Below are 16,996 nucleotides of genomic sequence, written 5' to 3'. Positions count from 1 at the left end.
TTAAAGCGTTTGCTCTAAAATGCGAACAACTAATTGTTCAAAAGTTGCCCCATTCGCTTTTGCAGCCATTGGTACTAACGATTTTTCAGTCATGCCTGGTACTGTATTTACTTCAAGGAGATAAAAATTACCCTGCTCGTCTTGCATCGCATCAACACGGCCCCAGCCGCTTGCACCCACTAAATCAAAAGCATCTAGTGAGATAGCTTGTAAGTACTTAGTATCTTGCTCTGACAAATCTGCAGGGCAATGATACTGCGTAGTATTTGATTGATACTTAGCTTGGTAGTCGTAAAAACCATTTGGTGTCGTCATTTCAATGACTGGTTGTACTTCGTCGCCAAGCACTGTGATTGTAAACTCACGTCCCGTGATCCACTGCTCTACAAGCACTTGGTTATCAAACTTAAATGCATTAGCTAATGCATCTTCAAGTTCTTGTACTGTACTTGCTTGTGCCATACCTATGCTTGAGCCTTCGTGCGATGGCTTAACCATTACCTTTTTAAACTCACCCATAATAGCTGCAGCATCAAAGCCTTTTTTGGCATCAACTACGGCATAAGGTGCGGTGCTTAATCCCGCTGATTTAAATAAGTGTTTACAACGTACTTTATCCATAGCAAGTGCTGAACCTAGTACATTACTGCCCGTGTAAGGCAAGTTCATAAATTCAAGCGCACCTTGTACAGTTCCGTCTTCGCCACCACGCCCATGCAAAGCAATAAAAACACGCTCTACATTTAATTCTTTTAATTCCCACAAAGAACGACTTTGTGGGTCAAATGCAATTGCATCAATACCACTATTTTGCAGTGCATTTAAAACAGCTTGACCCGATCGTAAAGACACTTCACGTTCTGCTGAGTTACCACCTAGCAGTACCGCTACTTTACCAAATTGTGTGTTTACCTGAGTCATACTTCACCTTGCTTAAGTTTTTCTATCGACATACCCGTCGCAGCTAATGTTTTAACTAACTGACCTATATTACCAGCGCCTTGAGTTAATACTAAATCATTATTTTGTAAATTTGCGGCCAAAACGCCAGCAAGCTCTGCATTTGTTGCTACATGCAGCGGCTCTTTGCCACGTTGACGAAGGCTACGGCATAAGCTTTTGCTGTCTGCGCCAACAATAGGATCTTCACCAGCGCTATACACATCAAGCAGTAGCAACTGATCTACATCAGCAAGTACTTTTACAAAATCTTCGTATAAGTCGCGTGTACGGGAAAATCTATGAGGTTGATATACCATTACTAAACGCTTATCAGGCCAACCTTCACGTACTGCTGCAATTGTTGCTGCAACTTCTGAAGGATGATGCCCGTAATCATCAACTAACATCACATTGCCACGCTCGTTTTCAAATTCACCATAGTGCTGAAAACGACGACCAATACCTTCAAACTTCTGCAGCGCTTCTAAAATTGCATGATTCGCAATGTTTTGATCTTTTGCCACAGCAATCGCAGCGGTTGCATTAAGTGCGTTGTGTCTACCTGGCATATTCAACGTGGCAGTTAAACACTCACCTTGTTTGTTAGTTACTGTAAATGTGCATGTATTAGCTGATTGGCTAAAGTCGCTCATGCGGTAATCAGCATCCTTCGATTCGCCATACGTGATAACTGGGCGACCAAAGCGCGGAATAAGCTCAGCAGCAACTTCAGAGTCAATACATACAACAGCTAAACCATAAAAAGGCAAGTTATGAATAAAATCCACATAGGTGTCTTTCATCTTTTCAAGACTGCCACCGTAAGTATCCATGTGATCTTCTTCGATATTTGTGATCACCGATACCATTGGCTGTAAGTGTAAAAACGACGCATCGCTTTCATCTGCTTCTGCAATTAAAAAATCGCTTTTACCTACTTTTGCGTTACTACCTGCGCTGTTTAACAAGCCACCAATAATAAACGTTGGATCAAGGCCTGCTTGTCCATAAATGCTTGCAATTAAGCTCGTTGTTGTTGTTTTACCATGCGTACCCGCAATGGCTATGCCGTGACGAAAACGCATTAGTTCAGCAAGCATTTCTGCACGGCGTACAACCGGAACTCTTGCGGCTTTAGCTGCGATAATTTCAGGGTTTGTTTCATCAATCGCGCTTGAAACAACCACTACATTGGCATCTTTCACGTTATTTTCATGATGGCCAATAAATACTTCAGCACCGGCTTTAATTAAACGATCTGTCATAGCGCTATGAGCAATGTCAGAACCTGTAATACGGTAGCCTTCAAATGCGAGTACTTCAGCAATCCCGCCCATACCAGCTCCACCAATACCGATAAAGTGGATGGTTTCTATTCGGCGCATTGCAGGGCGTGTATGCTTTTCTTGTACTGATATCTCTTTCACTTATTTTCTCTTATTTGTTACTTGCTCACAGTGCGTAGCTACGCTTGCTGTGGCATCTAAAATGGCTTGTTTTTTTGCATTTGTAGCCATTTCAGTAATTAATGAAGGTTGGGCTAAATACGGGCTTAATAGTTCAATAATTGATTGTTTATTAAACTGTCCTTGCGGCATTAATAATGCCCCATTCGCCATTACCAAATACTGTGCATTCGCTGTTTGGTGGTCGTCCACCGCATGAGGAAACGGGACAAAAACAGCCATTTTACCTGCCGCTGCGATTTCGCTAACAGTTAACGCACCAGCACGGCAAACAACAATATCAGCCCAGCTATACGCCGCGTCCATATCATCAATAAATTCAGCTATTTTTGTACTACCATCCGCAAAGCCATGCATTTTATAAGCTGTTTCTACAGTAGATAAATGACCCTTACCTGTTTGATGCCATACGCTTATAGGAGCTGTATTATTTAGTACTTTAAATGCTTCTGGTAATGTTTGATTAAGCACTTGTGCACCGAGCGAGCCCCCTACCACTAAAATATTAATAGGGCTTGATACATCGCGTTTGGCTATATTCATAACGCTTTGGCGAACTGGGTTACCTACTAGCTCGGCTTGACCCTGTGCAAAAGCACTTGGAAATGCTGCTAATACACGTGTAGCCACCTTAGCTAGCAGTTTATTACTCATACCCGCTACAGCGTTTTGCTCGTGAATAACTAACGGAATACCTAAACTCTTTGCGGCAATTCCCGTGGGTCCCGTAACATAACCGCCCATTGCGAGTACTACATCAGGACGCTGTTCTTTCAATACCTTACGCGCTTGCAATACTGCATTAACTACCATGAATGGGGCTTTAATAAGACGTTTTAATCCGTTACCACGAACACCTTTTACATTAATAAAATCAATATCTATATTATGCTTAGGTACAACGCTTGCTTCCATTCGATCTGGTGTGCCAATCCAGCTAACTTGCCAGCCCTGCTGTTTTAAATAATCAGCCACTGCAATACCAGGAAAAATGTGTCCGCCAGTTCCACCAGCCACTACTACTAATTTTTTACTCATCGCTTGCCTCCACGTGAGGTGGCTTGTTTGGTTGCCATTTTGGTTTCAAAATCTACGCGCAATAAAATGCCTGTGGCAATGGTCATAATTAACAAGCTTGAACCACCATAAGAAATAAATGGCAGGGTTAAACCCTTAGTTGGCAAAATACCCGCGCTCGCACCCACATTCACCATGGTTTGAAATGCAAACCAAATACCAATGGCAAACGAAAAATAGCCTTCGTATTCTTTGCCACATTTAAGCGCTTGTTGGCCTATTAATAACGCTCTAAATACTAAAGTAGCTAATACCATTAAAATACTTACAACGCCTATTAAACCAAGTTCTTCACCTATTACAGCAAAAATAAAATCGTTATGCGCTTCAGGTAAATATTGCAGTTTTTGTACACTGTTACCTAAGCCTTGGCCAAACCAACCACCTTGGCTATAAGCCATTAGCGATTGAACTAACTGATAACCTTTACCAAAAGGATCATCCCAAGGGTCCAAAAAGCCGACAACACGCGCCATTCGATATGGTTCAACAATAATCAGTAATACAACTAAACCGACGCCAGTTAGAATAAGCACAAAGAACTGCCATAATTTAGCGCCAGCTAAAAACAGTAAACCAACCGTTGTTACAAACATAACAACCACTGTGCCTAAATCAGGTTGCAGCAAAATAAGTAGCGCATACACTGCAAATACAGCTATTGGCTTTGCAAAGCCTTTAATATTTTCTTGTACTTCTTCGCGTTTTCTTACCAAATAACCCGCAATATAACTAAAAAAGTATAATTTAGCGGCCTCAGCAACCTGAAAACCAACAGGACCAATAGGTATCCATCGTTTAGCACCATTCACTTCACGCCCAACAATCAATACCGCTATTAACAACACCATGCCTAGTATTAATAAATAAGGGTTGGAACGTTTCCACCAATCCATTGGCACACAAACACTTATCCAAAAAAGCACAAAAGACATTGCCAAAAACATGCTGTGGCGAATAGTAATATGGTATGGGTCATCAAATAACCGCTCAGCGGTCGGCATTGAAGCGCTGGTTACCATGATAAAACCAACACCAATTAACATAATTACGCAGTACAGCAGCGGTACATCATACAACTGACCTGAAGGTTTTGGTGTTAATGCATCTCTTATATCGGCAAAAGCAATCATAGTTGCCCTGCCATAACACATTGAATAAAGTCATCACCGCGCTGCATATAGTTGTTATACATATCAATGCTGGCACATGCAGGTGCTAACAAAACAATATTGCCTGTACTACTAAGTACGTTGGCCAAAGCAACGGCTTCTTCCATATTGTTAGTTAAATAGCTTTTATTGGTAATCGCAGCTAAGTCACTTGCATCTTTACCAAAACAAATTAATGCTTTTACATGCTGTTCTATGTAAGGTTTAAGTGCGTTTAAATCAGCGCCTTTAGCATCGCCACCTGCAATAACAATCAGGTTTTCACCATCACTAGCCAAGCTATCTATTGCAGCAATGGTCGCTCCAACATTCGTTGCCTTTGAATCGTTAAAATACTTTACACCGTTAAGCTCAGCTACAAATTGGCAGCGATGAGCCAACCCATTAAATTGACTTAACGCGTTCTTATATTGCTCTTTACTTACTTCAAACGGACTTAAAAGCGCCATTACTGCAAGCGTATTTAAATAATTGTGTTTACCCACTACCGCAAGCGTATCAATAGGTAAAAAGGTATCGCCTTTAAGCATAAAATGAGTTTCGCCATTATGCTGCGCTAAATGGTAATCACCTTGTTGAGCACCAAAGCTGGTTAGGGGGGTTGTACCGCGCTCAACTGGATGTGTTTGAATATCGTCTGCATTGACAACAATAAGCTCTGTACCGCCATAAATACTTAGCTTTGAGTCTATATAAGCTTGGTAACTGTCGTATCGGTCAAGGTGATCTTCTGACACATTTAATACCGTTGCACTCACAGGTTTTAAACTCGTTGTGGTATCTAGCTGAAAACTAGATAACTCAAGTACATACACATCAAAATCATCGTTGAGTAAATCAAGCACCGCTGTGCCAATATTCCCACCCAAAGCAACTTTATAGCCGGCTTCTTTTAATACTTCATAAGCGAGCGTAACCACGGTTGATTTACCGTTAGAGCCCGTAACAGCAACAACCGGTTTTGTATTAATACGTGCAAATAACTCAACGTCGCCAATCACTTCAACATCTGCGTTAATTGCATTTGCAACAGCTGGTATTTTTAAGCTAAGCCCAGGGCTTATAATAATCATATTGCTTGAACAAAGCTCAGCGTCATCTAAATTACCAAAGTGGGTATCTAGATTTGGCGCATGCTCTTTTAACCAATCAATCCCCGGCGGGGTTGCTCGGCTATCAACGACCTTGGGGGCGAGGCCATGAGATAATAGAAAACGCACAATGCCCAGACCGGTTACACCGAGTCCGAGCACTGTTATTTGTTTGTTTTTTATCTCGTTTAAATACTGCATTTATCGAATCTTTAAAGTAGCTAAGCCAGCAAGCACTAGCACAACAGAAATAATCCAAAAGCGCACAATAACGCGAGGCTCTGGCCAACCTTTTAATTCATAATGATGATGAATCGGCGCCATTCTAAAAATGCGTTGACCGCGTAATTTATACGACCCCACTTGTAATATTACCGATAGTGCTTCCATTACAAATACACCGCCCATAATAATAAGTAGTAACTCTTGGCGTACTAAAACAGCAATAATACCTAATGCGCCACCAAGTGCTAATGAGCCAACATCGCCCATAAATACTTGTGCTGGGTAAGTGTTAAACCATAAAAAGCCAAGCCCTGCGCCCACAATGGCAGTACACACAACTACAAGCTCACTCGCTAGCGGTAAATGTGGAATATGTAAGTAAGCCGAAAAGTTAATATTACCTGTTAAGTAAGCAATAATTGCCAATGCTGCAGCCACCAAAATAATTGGCACAATCGCCAAGCCATCTAAACCATCGGTCAGGTTTACTGCGTTTGATGTACCTACTATCGCAAAGTACGTAAGCACAATATAAAACAAACCTAATTGCGGTAATACGTCTTTAAAAAATGGAACAACAAGAGATGTCTCAGATGCTTGTGCACTGGTAAAGTACAAAGCAGTAGCTACAACTAATGCAATGACCGATTGCCAAAAGTACTTCCACTTAGCAATTAAACCTTTTGGGTCTTTACGAATAACTTTACGGTAATCATCAACAAAGCCAACAATACCTAATGAGCCAATTACAAACAGTGTTGCCCACACATATTTATTTGATAAATCGGCCCAAAGTAGCGTGCTGGTAAAAATAGCCGCTAAAATAAGTAAGCCACCCATTGTCGGTGTACCCGACTTAGACAAATGCGATTGCGGACCATCGTCGCGAACTGTTTGACCTATTTGCATACGTTGCAAACCACGAATTAATTTAGGCCCCAAATAAAGAGACATAATTAGCGCAGTTAAAATACCTAAAATGGCACGTAGCGTTAAATACGAAAAAACATGAAAACCACTAAAATACTGTGTTAAATACTCTGCCAGCCAAACTAACATTATGATACTCCATTGATGGCTTGTTGCTGGCCATTAACTAAATCGGTTACTAATAATTCCATGCGAGAACTGCGCGATCCTTTCACTACTATTGTTGTTTTTTTATTCACTTTATTAATGCTTTCTTGAATTTTTTGCTGCATCTGTTCGCGGCTCGAAAAGTGACGATTAGGGAGTTCAAACACATCACTTGCGTATTTACTTAACACGCCTAATGTAAATAACTCATCAATCCCTTGTTCAAGTGCATACTCGCCAACTTCTTGATGGTACTTACGTGCATCTTCACCAAGCTCACCCATATCTCCGAGTGCTAAAATGCGGTGACCTTGCATATCACTTAACAAGTCAATTGCAGCCTTTACCGACTTAACATTGGCATTATAGGTGTCATCAACCACGGTAAGTAAATCAGACACTTCAATTAAATTAACGCGCCCTTTTACATCACCCATTGTGGCAAGTGCATTGGCTATTTCTTCAAGGGTTACATCAAATTCACTGGTCAGTGCTGCTGCAATAAGTGCATTACTAATATTATGCTTACCAGGTAGTGCCAAAGTAACAGGTACTTGCTTGTTTTTAGTGCAAAGCGTAAAGCTTGCACGTGCATTGGCATCAAGCGTGATGTTCTCTGCCCAAATGTCTAGTTTTTCGGTTGTAGAAAAGCGTTTAACATTACGCCCTTCAAGTTTATCTAACCAATACTGGCTAAATTCACTATCGCAATTAACAATGGCAACGCCGTCATCTTTAAGGCCATCAAAAATCTCACCTTTAGCTTTTGCAACGCCCATTAAGCTACCAAAACCTTCCAAGTGAGCTGCTGCAACATTACATACAACGGCCACATCTGGTTTTGTCATTGCCGTTGTGTAAGCAATTTCACCTAAGTGATTTGCACCTAGCTCAATAACAGCAAAACGATGTTGAGGCTCTAAGCGCAATAACGTAAGAGGGACGCCAATATCGTTGTTAAAATTACCTTTAGTAGCTAATACATCACCGTGAACCGACAATATTGCCGCACACATTTCTTTTACGGTGGTTTTGCCTACACTCCCTGTAATTGCAATTGTTTTAGGCGCCACTTGGGCCATAACAGCGGTGCCAATTGTACCTAGTGCAATACGTGTATCGCTTACTATAAATTGTGGAATATCTACATCAACTTTGTGCTGAACAATAACGCCTATAGCGCCTTTTTGTTTAGCCTCAGCTATAAATTTATGGCCATCAAAATTTGGCCCTTTAAGTGCTAAAAACACTTCGCCATCGCACACTGTGCGAGTATCAGTATTTATATTTAGCACGTGTTGATTATCACCTTGATAATCGGCTGTTAGCACATTAGCTAACCAATCAAAATCCATTGGGATCATTGTGTTATCCCTCTTACTGCTTTTTTTAGTTGTTCTTGTACATAACGGCGATCGCAAAAGTCGATGCGCTTATCGCCTATAATTTGATAATCTTCGTGGCCTTTACCTGCAATCAAAATAACATCATCAGCTGTAGCGTTTTCTATAGCAAAACGAATTGCAGTTGCTCTATCAGCCTCTAGATGTGCATTTTGAGGATGGGTTAGACCGCCTGCTACATCTGCAATAATGTCATCAGGATTTTCTGTTCGAGGGTTATCGCTGGTAATAATCACTTTATTAGCGTTTTGCTCTGCAGCTTGCGCCATTAATGCGCGCTTACCTTTGTCTCTGTCACCACCGCAACCAAATACACAACTTACACCACCTGGCACATGCAACTGCAATGCTTGTAATGCAAGTGCAAGTGCATCGGGTGTATGGGCGTAATCAACAACACACGTTGGCATGCCAGCTTGACTAAAAGCTTGCATTCGACCAGCGACTGGCTGTAACTGCGCACAACCAGCAACTAGTTGTTCAAGCGGATAACCTAGCCCTAGTAATGTAGCGAGCGCTGCCGTTAAGTTATATAAGTTGAATTCGCCAAACAGAGGCGATTTAATAGAAATATCACCCCAACTTGTCGACAACTGCGCCGAAATACCTTCACTTGAATATTCAACATCAGAAAAATAAACGTATCGGGCATTTTTAGGAGCTAAGTTTTTGCGGCCATAACAAATTAGGTTATTAAAATCATACTTTTCAAGCCATTGCTCAGCTTGAAAGTCATCTTGGTTGAGCACTACAACTTGCGGCTCAAAATCACGGAAAAGCATTAATTTCGCATCACCGTAACTTGCCATATCACCATGGTAATCTAAGTGATCGCGCGAAAGATTAGTAAACACAGCCGCTTTAAACTGACATTTAGCAACGCGTTGTTGCACTAACCCATGAGATGATACTTCCATGGCTATCAGCTTTTTATGCTGCGAATTTAAATCGCTCAAAATATGCTGTAAATCAACTGTTGAAGGCGTTGTGTTTATCAGTGGAATTAAGTTATCAGGATGGCCATAACCTAAAGTACCTATAATAGCCGACTCAGTACTACAAAACTGTGCTAAGTGGGCAATCATTGCTGTGGTGGTCGATTTACCATTTGTACCTGTCACACCAATTAAATCAAGAGTCTGACTTGGTTGGCTATAAAAGCGACTAGCTAATTCTGGAAGCTTTTTATCAAGCTCTGAGACTAAATACAGTGGCTCAAAACTGCTTTCAAATTCACATAATCTGTCAGCAATGATAGCTATTGCGCCATTTTCAATTGCTTTAGCAATAAATTGTCCGCCATCAAGTGTATGGCCTTTAATAGCAACAAATACATCACCTGGCGTTACTTCACGGCTATCAAGGCGTAAATGCTTTACCAGTTGCGAGGGCGCATCTATTTCGATGTATTTTAAAATATCCTTTAAATCACGCATCGTTATCTTTACCTTGTACGTACGCAACCTCTTCCTTGTCAGGCGCTACGTTTAATATTCTTAATGCGTTAGAGATGATTTCTGCAAATGCAGGGCCAGCGGTGGCACCTCCATAGTACACATCACCACCTGGTTCATTAATCATAACTACCACGGCTAAACGAGGATTACTTGCCGGTGCTACACCTGCAAAGTAACCTACATATTCATCACCATAACCACCTGCTACGGCTTTTTTAGATGTACCTGTTTTACCGGCAGCACGATACCCATCAACTTTTATGTTGCGAGCAGTACCGTCTTTTTCAAATACACTTTCCATCATGTGGACTACGGCTTCTACGTCTTTTTGTTTAAAAATACGTTCGCCTTCAGGTATATTATCTTGCTTTAAAATAGTCAGTGGTCGATTAACTCCACCAGCGCCTAACATGGTATAAAAGCGCGCCATTTGCGCAGTACTTACCGAAATTGCATAACCAAATGATAAAGTGGCAATTTCAAAGTCAGACCAACGACGATTTGGATAAAACAAACCGCTGCTTTCACCTACCATTCCAGTACCGGTGTCACTGCCAAAGCCTACTTTTTGATATAAGCCAACAAGGTAATCTTTAGGCACTAACTGAGTAACCTTCGCAACCCCCATATTTGAGGAGTACTTTAGTATTTCGCGCAGTGTTAGTTCGCCGTGATTACGAGTATCTCTAACTAAACTACCACCTAAACGCATCCAACCTGGGTAGGTATCAATCGTGTCATCTGCCTGAATGGCGCCGTAGTCTAGCCCAGCTAAAATGGCTAGAGGCTTAACAGTTGAGCCTGGTTCAAACAAATCTGTAATTGCGCGATTACGACGCTTATGAGGTGCAGCATCGCTTAAGTTATTTGGATTAAATGAAGGACTATTTACCATTGCCAGCACTTCACCGGTTTTAACATCAACTACCATAGCTGAGCCCGATGTGGCTTTGTAAGTCAGTACAGCTGATTTTACAGCTTTGTAGGCAATAGCTTGAATTCGCTGGTCAATACTTAGTTCTATACTTTCTGGCTCTACGCGCTCACGCTCGTCAAGCACTTCTACTTCACGCCCTTGTGCGTCTTTACGTATAGTGCGGCGGCCTTCCTCGCCCGTTAAAGCGTTTTCGTATAGCTTTTCAATACCTTCAATGCCTTTACCGTCTATATTAGTAAAACCAATAACATGCGCGGTAACCTCACCGGCGGGGTAATAGCGTTTAGATTCATCTAGTAAATGAATACCTGGTAGGCGTAAATCGCCAATATAATTTGCTACAGCAGGAGTAACTTGGCGCTTTAAATAAACAAAGCGACGCGAGGGATCGTTTAATAGTCGAGAGTTAATCTTCTTAGGATCAATGCGCAATACATCTGCAAGCTCACGCCAGCGTAAATCGTTTTTATAATAAAGTGCAGTACGCTTATCAAGCTCAGCGGTATTTTCAGCTAAAGATAAATGATCTTCGCCGCTTTTACGCGCTTGTTTAATTACTTTAGAGACAAGCGACTTGTGCAATGCTTTAGGATCAGCATATACACTTACAACAGGCACACTTACCGCTAACTCTTTACCATTACGGTCAAAAATCATCCCGCGTTGCACATGTAGTTTTTCAACGCGCACGGTACGTTTGTCACTTTCTGAACGTGCTTTATCAGGTTCTATTACTTGTAAATAAGCAGCGCGAGATACGAGTGTTACAAACACCATAAACACAACTGCACACACCAGCATAAAGCGCCATGTGATTAAATTAGTGACTGGTTTTTTGCCTCTATTTCTCATTGTACTATTATTACCTGCTCATCTTGACTCGTAGGTCTTTTCATTTTCAATTGTGATGTAGCTACTTCTTCAATGCGTGCATGTTGCGAATAAAATTCTTCTTCAACAAGTAAGTAGCGCCACTCTAAATCGAGCTCATCGCGTTCTTGTAATAATTGATCTTGCTGTATAAGTTGGCCACGAGCTAAGTGGGTTGTTTGCACAACAGCTAAACTAGAAGCGAATATCACAACCAACAAGGCCGAGGTTAGCTTATTAGCTCCTAGGCCTTTTAATATTTCAAAGAATAAATTAGGTTGCCGATAGCTCGCTTTTTTACTCATCCCAACCTCTGTGCAATCCTAAGTACAGAACTACGAGAACGTGGATTACGCTCTACTTCTGCAGCACTTGGCTTAATAGCTTTACCCACTGCTTTTAACGTCAGATTTTTATTTATTTGTGCATCAGTTAAAGGCAAACCTCTGGGTAATGCTTCTCCCTTACTCTGTTTTCTAATAAACTGTTTTACAATACGGTCTTCTAAAGAATGAAACGAAATCACTACTAAACGTCCGCCTGGCTTTAGCACTTTAACTGCAGACTGTAGCGCAGTTTGAATCTCTTCAAGCTCACTATTAATGTAAATACGAATAGCCTGAAAAGTACGGGTAGCTGGGTGTTTAAACTTATCTTTTACCGGTACAGCTTCATCAACAAGGTCAGCAAGCTGCTTGGTAGTTGTGATTGGCGTGTGCTCACGAACTTCAAGTACTTTGTGTGCAATGCGTTTACCAAACTTTTCTTCGCCCAATTTTTTAATTACGTGGGTAATATCATCCAACTCAGCCTCTGCTAACCACTGTGCTGCACTGCGACCTGTTGTAGGGTCCATACGCATATCGAGTGGGCCGTCTTTCATAAAACTAAAGCCACGCTCAGCGTCATCTAATTGTGGTGACGAAACACCAATGTCTAATAAAATGCCATCGACTTTACCAATTAGATCGTTTTGCTGTGCAACTTCGTATAGGTTTGAAAAGCGAGTATGTGCAATTGCAAAACGTGGGTCATCAGCAAATTTTTCAGCTGATTGTATTGCTTGTGGATCTTGGTCAATTGCTTGCAGGCGACCTTCATCACCAAGGCGTGCTAAAATTTGCCCAGAGTGGCCACCACGTCCAAATGTACCATCCATGTATATACCGTCTGGCTTAATTGCAAGGGCATCGATGGTCTCATCCATTAATACGGATACGTGTTCAAATTGCGCTGTCATTAGCTATTGTGTGCCTTTTTTTGTGCCGTTAGAGTGTAAAATTATCTAAATCTTGGTTAGGTTCAAAATCACCAAGCCTTTCAAGCTCAGTATCTTGCTGCATTTGCTCGTGCCAACGCGCCTCGTCCCAAATTTCAAACTTATTCATCAAACCAACCAGCATGATTTTTTTGCCAAGAGATGCATGGGCACGTAATGACGGCGCAAGCAAAATTCGACCATTTTTATCAAGTTGATACTCTGTAGCGTTACCTAGCAACATACGTTGCATTCGTCGAGCTCGTGGATTCATATTAGATATTTTCGCTAAACGGCTTTCTATTTCGAGCCACTCAGCCAATGGATATAACCATAAACACGGTTCATTTAATGCGACGGTACAAATAACTGTCCCCTGATCTTCAGACAACAGAGATTCTCGGTACTTTGTCGGTACCGCAAAACGCCCCTTATCATCCAAACTCAGTGAACTCGCGCCACGAAACATAAAAAACCTACTTTGAAATTGTTTTATTCAATTTTTTGTTTATTTTATCCAATGAGATCCACTAAAAACCACTTTTTACCACAGTGCTCCAGTTTAGGGCTTGACAAGCCATTTTGTCAAGTAAGCTGACCAGCTTTAGTGAGTCTCAAAGCTAGAAAAAATAAGGGCTCAAGCGAAGCGTTTGAATTACGTGGGAAAAAGTGGGATTGAGGTAAAGAAAAATATCAGCTTTGCTTTTGTAACTTTCTGTTTACATGCATTGCTTACTGAATAACCAATGAATATTTACAATTTTTAAGGCGTTTTTATCCTCTTTGTAAAATTTACCTAGCCGTGTAGTAATAGTTACTGTTTATTTTAAAATACTAATTATCAAAAATTAAAAAACACAAACAAAACCTTTCAAATTCAGGCAGTTAAAATAAATAACAAGTTTGGTTTAATCATTGCATCATCTAAATCACTATTTAAATTTTTAACTTATTAAGGATTGATTATGGCTACTGCAACGAATACGAAACCAAATACAACTTCAGATGTTAAGCCTGACGTTAAACTAACAAATACTGAGTCTCCTCTTACAGAGAAAGCAACATCAGCGGCGCACGATGCTGTAGATGCACTTTCTAGCAAAGCTGCAACAGCTGAAAGCAGTGTGCGTAAAGGAGCTTCTAGCTCAGCAGATGCATTGAGCGAAAAACAACTTATTGCACGTGAAAAACTAAGCGAATGTACTGCAAAAACTCGTGCTTTTGCTTCTGAAAATCCATTAGCAACTGCGGGTATTGCTTTTGCTGCGGGTATGTTAATCACATCACTACTTCGTCGTAAGTAATTAGTGATGAATAACCCACAAACAACAGCAACCAAGGATGGTAATGCGCAAGACCAAACTACTGAGCAACATAGCCAAAAGGATGGTTGGCAAGATCATGTTGCAATGCTTTTAGAGTATTCTAAGCAGCTCAAGGATGATTACCAAACTCAAGGAAAGATCACCCACCAGCTTGCTAAAGCTGAATGGCGGTTATCGCTTAGATCGCTTGCATTGATCACTATATTTTTAGGATGCTTTGCCAGTGGTTTGGTTTTGTTGTGGGCAGGATTTCTAGGTGCTGTTGGATACGGTGTATACGATGTTTTTGGGTCGGTATGGCTAAGTATAGCAACAGCTACTTTACTACAAGTTGCTTGTTTAATATGGCTTTGGAAAAATACAGTTTACTTAAGCAATAAAATTGGCTTTAGTAAAACACTTAAAAGTTTAAAGCAGCTATTTAACTTACAAGGAAATTAGTATGTTAGTTAACTACTTAATTAAAGCACCTAATGAAAACGTTGATGCTCTAAGTAAGCAAATGGATACGCGCAGTGAATTGAAACGCCAACATCATGCAGCGTTCCAATATAGACTAAAGCGTTTTGCCGTAACCAAAGTTGGACTTTCAAGTGCCTTTATCGCAGGTGCAGCAGTACAAGCGGGTAAAAGCGAAACCAGCTTCGTAAGAAAATACGGCTGGCTAGTGAACTTGATAGCTTAAGCGCTAAACATTTCTACCGTGATCAGATAAGTAATCAATACTTGGACCACTTGGCACAACTTGTGTTGGGTTGATCATTGTGTGACTAAAATAGTAGTGACGCTTAATATGATAAAAATCAACTTTTTCAGCCACTCCTTTAACTTGATATAGCTCCCTAAGGTATCCACTTAATGCAGGATAGCTTTCAATTGTGCGTAAATTACATTTAAAATGGCCAACGTACACACTATCAAACCGAATGAGTGTAGTGAATAATCGCCAATCTGCCTCGGTGAGCCTATTACCTGTTAAATAACGCTGCTTGCTCAGTATCCCTTCTACTTCATCGAGTGCTTTGAATAAACCGTTAAACGCCTCTTCGTATGCATCTTGAGTTGTTGCGAATCCCGTACGATAAACACCATTATTTATATTTGGATAAATCAACGCATTTAATTCATCAATTTTTGGTCGTAGTGCCTCCGGATAGTAGTCATCGTTATTACCTGTTAATTCATTAAATGCACTATTGAACATACGTATAATATCGGCAGACTCATTACTGACAATTTTATTTAGCTTTTTATCCCACAATACGGGTACGGTAACTCGCCCGGAATACTTAGGATTATTTTTTGTATACACTTGATGTAAGTAGTTACTATTAAATAAAGCATCACCAGTACTGTGGTTTTGCGTATCAAAAGCCCAACCACTATCAAGCATATCAGGGCTAACAACCGACACCGTAATTAAATCTTGCAGTCCTTTTAACGCTCTAAATATAAGCGTTCGATGCGCCCAAGGACACGCAAGTGACACATATAAATGATACCTGTTCGCTTGTGCTTTAAATCCGGCCTCGCCCGTTATTCCAGCGCTACCATCAACAGTTACCCAGTGACGTAACTGCGCCGTTTCGCGTTCAAACTTACCGTTACTTGAATCTGTGTCGTACCATTTATCTTGCCATTGGCCGTTAACTAATAATCCCATAAAACTCTCCTAAAAATACCGTTATATTTTGCCAAACTCACCGTTTTGATAATCACGCACTGCTTGCTGTACTTCTGCTTGCGTCGTCATTACAAACGGACCCATATGAGCAATTGGCTGATTAAGTGGATCGCCTGCTAAAACCAAAACGCCAGCGCCTTGTTCAGAGCTAATATTAATATCACTGCCTGGTTCTAAAATAAGTAACTTACCCGCTGGTATTGTTTGATTGTCGCTCATTATTAGTGAGCCGCTATGAATATAAAGCATTACTTTTTGTTGGCTAAGAGGATCTAAATAAATGCTTTTACCAGCAGGTAATGTAATATCAGCGAGCGCCGCATTAGCAGCTAAACTTTGCAGCTTGCTTGCAAGCGTTTTACTTTCGAACTGCCACGATCCCGCAAGTGCTTTTAACGTCACGCCTTGCGTATTTGTAAAACTAGGAGCTGGGTTTTTAGTCGTATCTTGATAACGTGAATCACGCATTTTTTCTGCGCTTGGCATGTTTATCCAAATTTGAAAGCCATGCAGACCATCTATAGCATCAGCGAGTGGCATTTCACTGTGCATGACGCCGCGCCCTGTGCTCATCCATTGCACATCGCCTGCTTTAATTGCTTCTTTGTTACCCATTTGGTCACGATGCTCAAAGCCACCTTTTAGAATATAAGTAAACGTTTCAATTCCTCGGTGCGGATGCTCTGGAAAGCCTCCCATATAATCTTTTTTGTCGTCTGACTTAAGTTCATCAATCATCAAAAACGGATCTAAATATTTACCATCAAACCCAGGTATACGGCTAATGCTCACGCCATCGCCATCTTGAGTTGCATAAGCTGTAAGTATTTTTGATATTTTCATTTTTTAATTCACTCTAAAGAATAAGTTTATGAGGCTATTAAATCATTCATTAAACAAAACAACTATGTCTTTAAATCGAGCTTAAGGTTCTAAAAAATAGAACGACATTGATTCATTGGTTACATTTTCAACCTTATAATTACTATGGTTATTTGGAGTGAATTTGGCT

General features: G+C 40.8%; 17 protein-coding genes. 3 read left to right on the top strand and 14 right to left on the bottom strand.

The window, feature by feature from the left end:
• Genes H5161_RS14430 through mraZ form a run of 12 tightly spaced genes read right to left on the bottom strand, consistent with a single transcriptional unit; the run spans position 1 to position 13,444 of the window.
• On the bottom strand, positions 1-921 hold the full coding sequence (locus tag H5161_RS14430; protein ID WP_076923701.1) for a D-alanine--D-alanine ligase: 921 nt from the start codon (positions 919-921) through the stop codon (positions 1-3).
• On the bottom strand, positions 918-2,369 hold the full coding sequence (gene murC / locus H5161_RS14425; protein ID WP_024599291.1) for a UDP-N-acetylmuramate--L-alanine ligase: 1,452 nt from the start codon (positions 2,367-2,369) through the stop codon (positions 918-920). Before murC ends, H5161_RS14430 begins: the two co-directional genes overlap by 4 nt.
• Positions 2,370-3,446, bottom strand: coding sequence for an undecaprenyldiphospho-muramoylpentapeptide beta-N-acetylglucosaminyltransferase (gene murG, locus H5161_RS14420; protein ID WP_182769550.1), 1,077 nt, complete (start codon positions 3,444-3,446; stop codon positions 2,370-2,372).
• On the bottom strand, positions 3,443-4,618 hold the full coding sequence (gene ftsW, locus H5161_RS14415; protein WP_024606332.1) for a cell division protein FtsW: 1,176 nt from the start codon (positions 4,616-4,618) through the stop codon (positions 3,443-3,445). Before ftsW ends, murG begins: the two co-directional genes overlap by 4 nt.
• Positions 4,615-5,949 carry a UDP-N-acetylmuramoyl-L-alanine--D-glutamate ligase gene (murD, locus tag H5161_RS14410; protein WP_182769549.1) on the bottom strand — a complete coding sequence of 445 codons (1,335 nt, stop codon included), beginning with the start codon at positions 5,947-5,949 and terminating at the stop codon, positions 4,615-4,617. The genes ftsW and murD overlap by 4 nt, the downstream gene beginning before the upstream one ends.
• On the bottom strand, positions 5,950-7,032 hold the full coding sequence (gene mraY, locus H5161_RS14405; RefSeq protein WP_002957990.1) for a phospho-N-acetylmuramoyl-pentapeptide-transferase: 1,083 nt from the start codon (positions 7,030-7,032) through the stop codon (positions 5,950-5,952).
• Complete coding sequence (murF, locus tag H5161_RS14400; RefSeq protein ID WP_182711435.1) at positions 7,032-8,414, bottom strand: UDP-N-acetylmuramoyl-tripeptide--D-alanyl-D-alanine ligase; 1,383 nt, start codon at positions 8,412-8,414, stop codon at positions 7,032-7,034. Before murF ends, mraY begins: the two co-directional genes overlap by 1 nt.
• A complete protein-coding gene (murE, locus tag H5161_RS14395) occupies positions 8,411-9,889 on the bottom strand; it encodes a UDP-N-acetylmuramoyl-L-alanyl-D-glutamate--2,6-diaminopimelate ligase (RefSeq protein WP_182769548.1) in 1,479 nt (492 codons plus the stop codon). The genes murF and murE overlap by 4 nt, the downstream gene beginning before the upstream one ends.
• A complete protein-coding gene (locus H5161_RS14390; protein ID WP_002957987.1) occupies positions 9,882-11,699 on the bottom strand; it encodes a peptidoglycan glycosyltransferase FtsI in 1,818 nt (605 codons plus the stop codon). The genes murE and H5161_RS14390 overlap by 8 nt, the downstream gene beginning before the upstream one ends.
• Positions 11,696-12,022, bottom strand: a complete 327-nt coding sequence (gene ftsL, locus H5161_RS14385) for a cell division protein FtsL (RefSeq protein ID WP_002957986.1) — start codon at positions 12,020-12,022, stop codon at positions 11,696-11,698. Before ftsL ends, H5161_RS14390 begins: the two co-directional genes overlap by 4 nt.
• On the bottom strand, positions 12,019-12,957 hold the full coding sequence (gene rsmH / locus H5161_RS14380) for a 16S rRNA (cytosine(1402)-N(4))-methyltransferase RsmH (RefSeq protein WP_024606338.1): 939 nt from the start codon (positions 12,955-12,957) through the stop codon (positions 12,019-12,021). Before rsmH ends, ftsL begins: the two co-directional genes overlap by 4 nt.
• 28 nt (positions 12,958-12,985) lie before the next feature.
• Positions 12,986-13,444, bottom strand: a complete 459-nt coding sequence (gene mraZ / locus H5161_RS14375) for a division/cell wall cluster transcriptional repressor MraZ (RefSeq protein ID WP_007582904.1) — start codon at positions 13,442-13,444, stop codon at positions 12,986-12,988.
• Positions 13,445-13,940: 496 nt separating this feature from the next.
• Here mraZ and H5161_RS14370 point away from each other — a divergent pair, with 496 nt between their 5' ends.
• The 3 genes from H5161_RS14370 to H5161_RS14360 are packed head-to-tail and all read left to right on the top strand — an operon-like array spanning position 13,941 to position 14,985.
• Entirely contained in the window at positions 13,941-14,279 is a 339-nt protein-coding gene (locus H5161_RS14370; RefSeq protein WP_002957982.1) for a hypothetical protein, read from the top strand.
• A gap of 6 nt (positions 14,280-14,285) precedes the next feature.
• Complete coding sequence (locus H5161_RS14365) at positions 14,286-14,741, top strand: hypothetical protein (protein ID WP_182769547.1); 456 nt, start codon at positions 14,286-14,288, stop codon at positions 14,739-14,741.
• A 1-nt stretch (position 14,742) separates the two neighbouring features.
• Positions 14,743-14,985 (top strand): hypothetical protein, encoded by a 243-nt coding sequence (locus tag H5161_RS14360; protein ID WP_024596383.1) that lies wholly within the window; start codon positions 14,743-14,745, stop codon positions 14,983-14,985.
• Positions 14,986-14,988: 3 nt separating this feature from the next.
• Here H5161_RS14360 and H5161_RS14355 read toward each other — a convergent pair whose 3' ends face one another.
• Both H5161_RS14355 and H5161_RS14350 read right to left on the bottom strand, forming a co-directional pair.
• On the bottom strand, positions 14,989-15,963 hold the full coding sequence (locus H5161_RS14355) for a glutathione S-transferase family protein (protein WP_182769546.1): 975 nt from the start codon (positions 15,961-15,963) through the stop codon (positions 14,989-14,991).
• A gap of 21 nt (positions 15,964-15,984) precedes the next feature.
• On the bottom strand, positions 15,985-16,827 hold the full coding sequence (locus H5161_RS14350; RefSeq protein ID WP_182769545.1) for a pirin family protein: 843 nt from the start codon (positions 16,825-16,827) through the stop codon (positions 15,985-15,987).
• Positions 16,828-16,996 lie beyond the last annotated feature (169 nt).

This window comes from Pseudoalteromonas sp. SG43-5 (genome assembly GCF_014164345.1).
GTDB lineage: Bacteria > Pseudomonadota > Gammaproteobacteria > Enterobacterales > Alteromonadaceae > Pseudoalteromonas > Pseudoalteromonas distincta.
Note: the sequence above shows the minus strand (reverse complement) of the source record. Positions and strands in the feature narration are given on the sequence as shown.

What these genes read in the sequence shown, in the direction of transcription:
- H5161_RS14430 (WP_076923701.1), bottom strand. Translation starts at nt 921, where the DNA reads ATGACTCAGGTAAACACACAATTTGGTAAAGTAGCGGTACTGCTAGGT.
- murG (WP_182769550.1), bottom strand. Translation starts at nt 3,446, where the DNA reads ATGAGTAAAAAATTAGTAGTAGTGGCTGGTGGAACTGGCGGACACATT.
- ftsW (WP_024606332.1), bottom strand. Translation starts at nt 4,618, where the DNA reads ATGATTGCTTTTGCCGATATAAGAGATGCATTAACACCAAAACCTTCA.
- murD (WP_182769549.1), bottom strand. Translation starts at nt 5,949, where the DNA reads ATGCAGTATTTAAACGAGATAAAAAACAAACAAATAACAGTGCTCGGA.
- mraY (WP_002957990.1), bottom strand. Translation starts at nt 7,032, where the DNA reads ATGTTAGTTTGGCTGGCAGAGTATTTAACACAGTATTTTAGTGGTTTT.
- murF (WP_182711435.1), bottom strand. Translation starts at nt 8,414, where the DNA reads ATGATCCCAATGGATTTTGATTGGTTAGCTAATGTGCTAACAGCCGAT.
- murE (WP_182769548.1), bottom strand. Translation starts at nt 9,889, where the DNA reads ATGCGTGATTTAAAGGATATTTTAAAATACATCGAAATAGATGCGCCC.
- H5161_RS14390 (WP_002957987.1), bottom strand. Translation starts at nt 11,699, where the DNA reads ATGAGAAATAGAGGCAAAAAACCAGTCACTAATTTAATCACATGGCGC.
- ftsL (WP_002957986.1), bottom strand. Translation starts at nt 12,022, where the DNA reads ATGAGTAAAAAAGCGAGCTATCGGCAACCTAATTTATTCTTTGAAATA.
- rsmH (WP_024606338.1), bottom strand. Translation starts at nt 12,957, where the DNA reads ATGACAGCGCAATTTGAACACGTATCCGTATTAATGGATGAGACCATC.
- mraZ (WP_007582904.1), bottom strand. Translation starts at nt 13,444, where the DNA reads ATGTTTCGTGGCGCGAGTTCACTGAGTTTGGATGATAAGGGGCGTTTT.
- H5161_RS14370 (WP_002957982.1), top strand. Translation starts at nt 13,941, where the DNA reads ATGGCTACTGCAACGAATACGAAACCAAATACAACTTCAGATGTTAAG.
- H5161_RS14365 (WP_182769547.1), top strand. Translation starts at nt 14,286, where the DNA reads ATGAATAACCCACAAACAACAGCAACCAAGGATGGTAATGCGCAAGAC.
- H5161_RS14360 (WP_024596383.1), top strand. Translation starts at nt 14,743, where the DNA reads ATGTTAGTTAACTACTTAATTAAAGCACCTAATGAAAACGTTGATGCT.
- H5161_RS14355 (WP_182769546.1), bottom strand. Translation starts at nt 15,963, where the DNA reads ATGGGATTATTAGTTAACGGCCAATGGCAAGATAAATGGTACGACACA.
- H5161_RS14350 (WP_182769545.1), bottom strand. Translation starts at nt 16,827, where the DNA reads ATGAAAATATCAAAAATACTTACAGCTTATGCAACTCAAGATGGCGAT.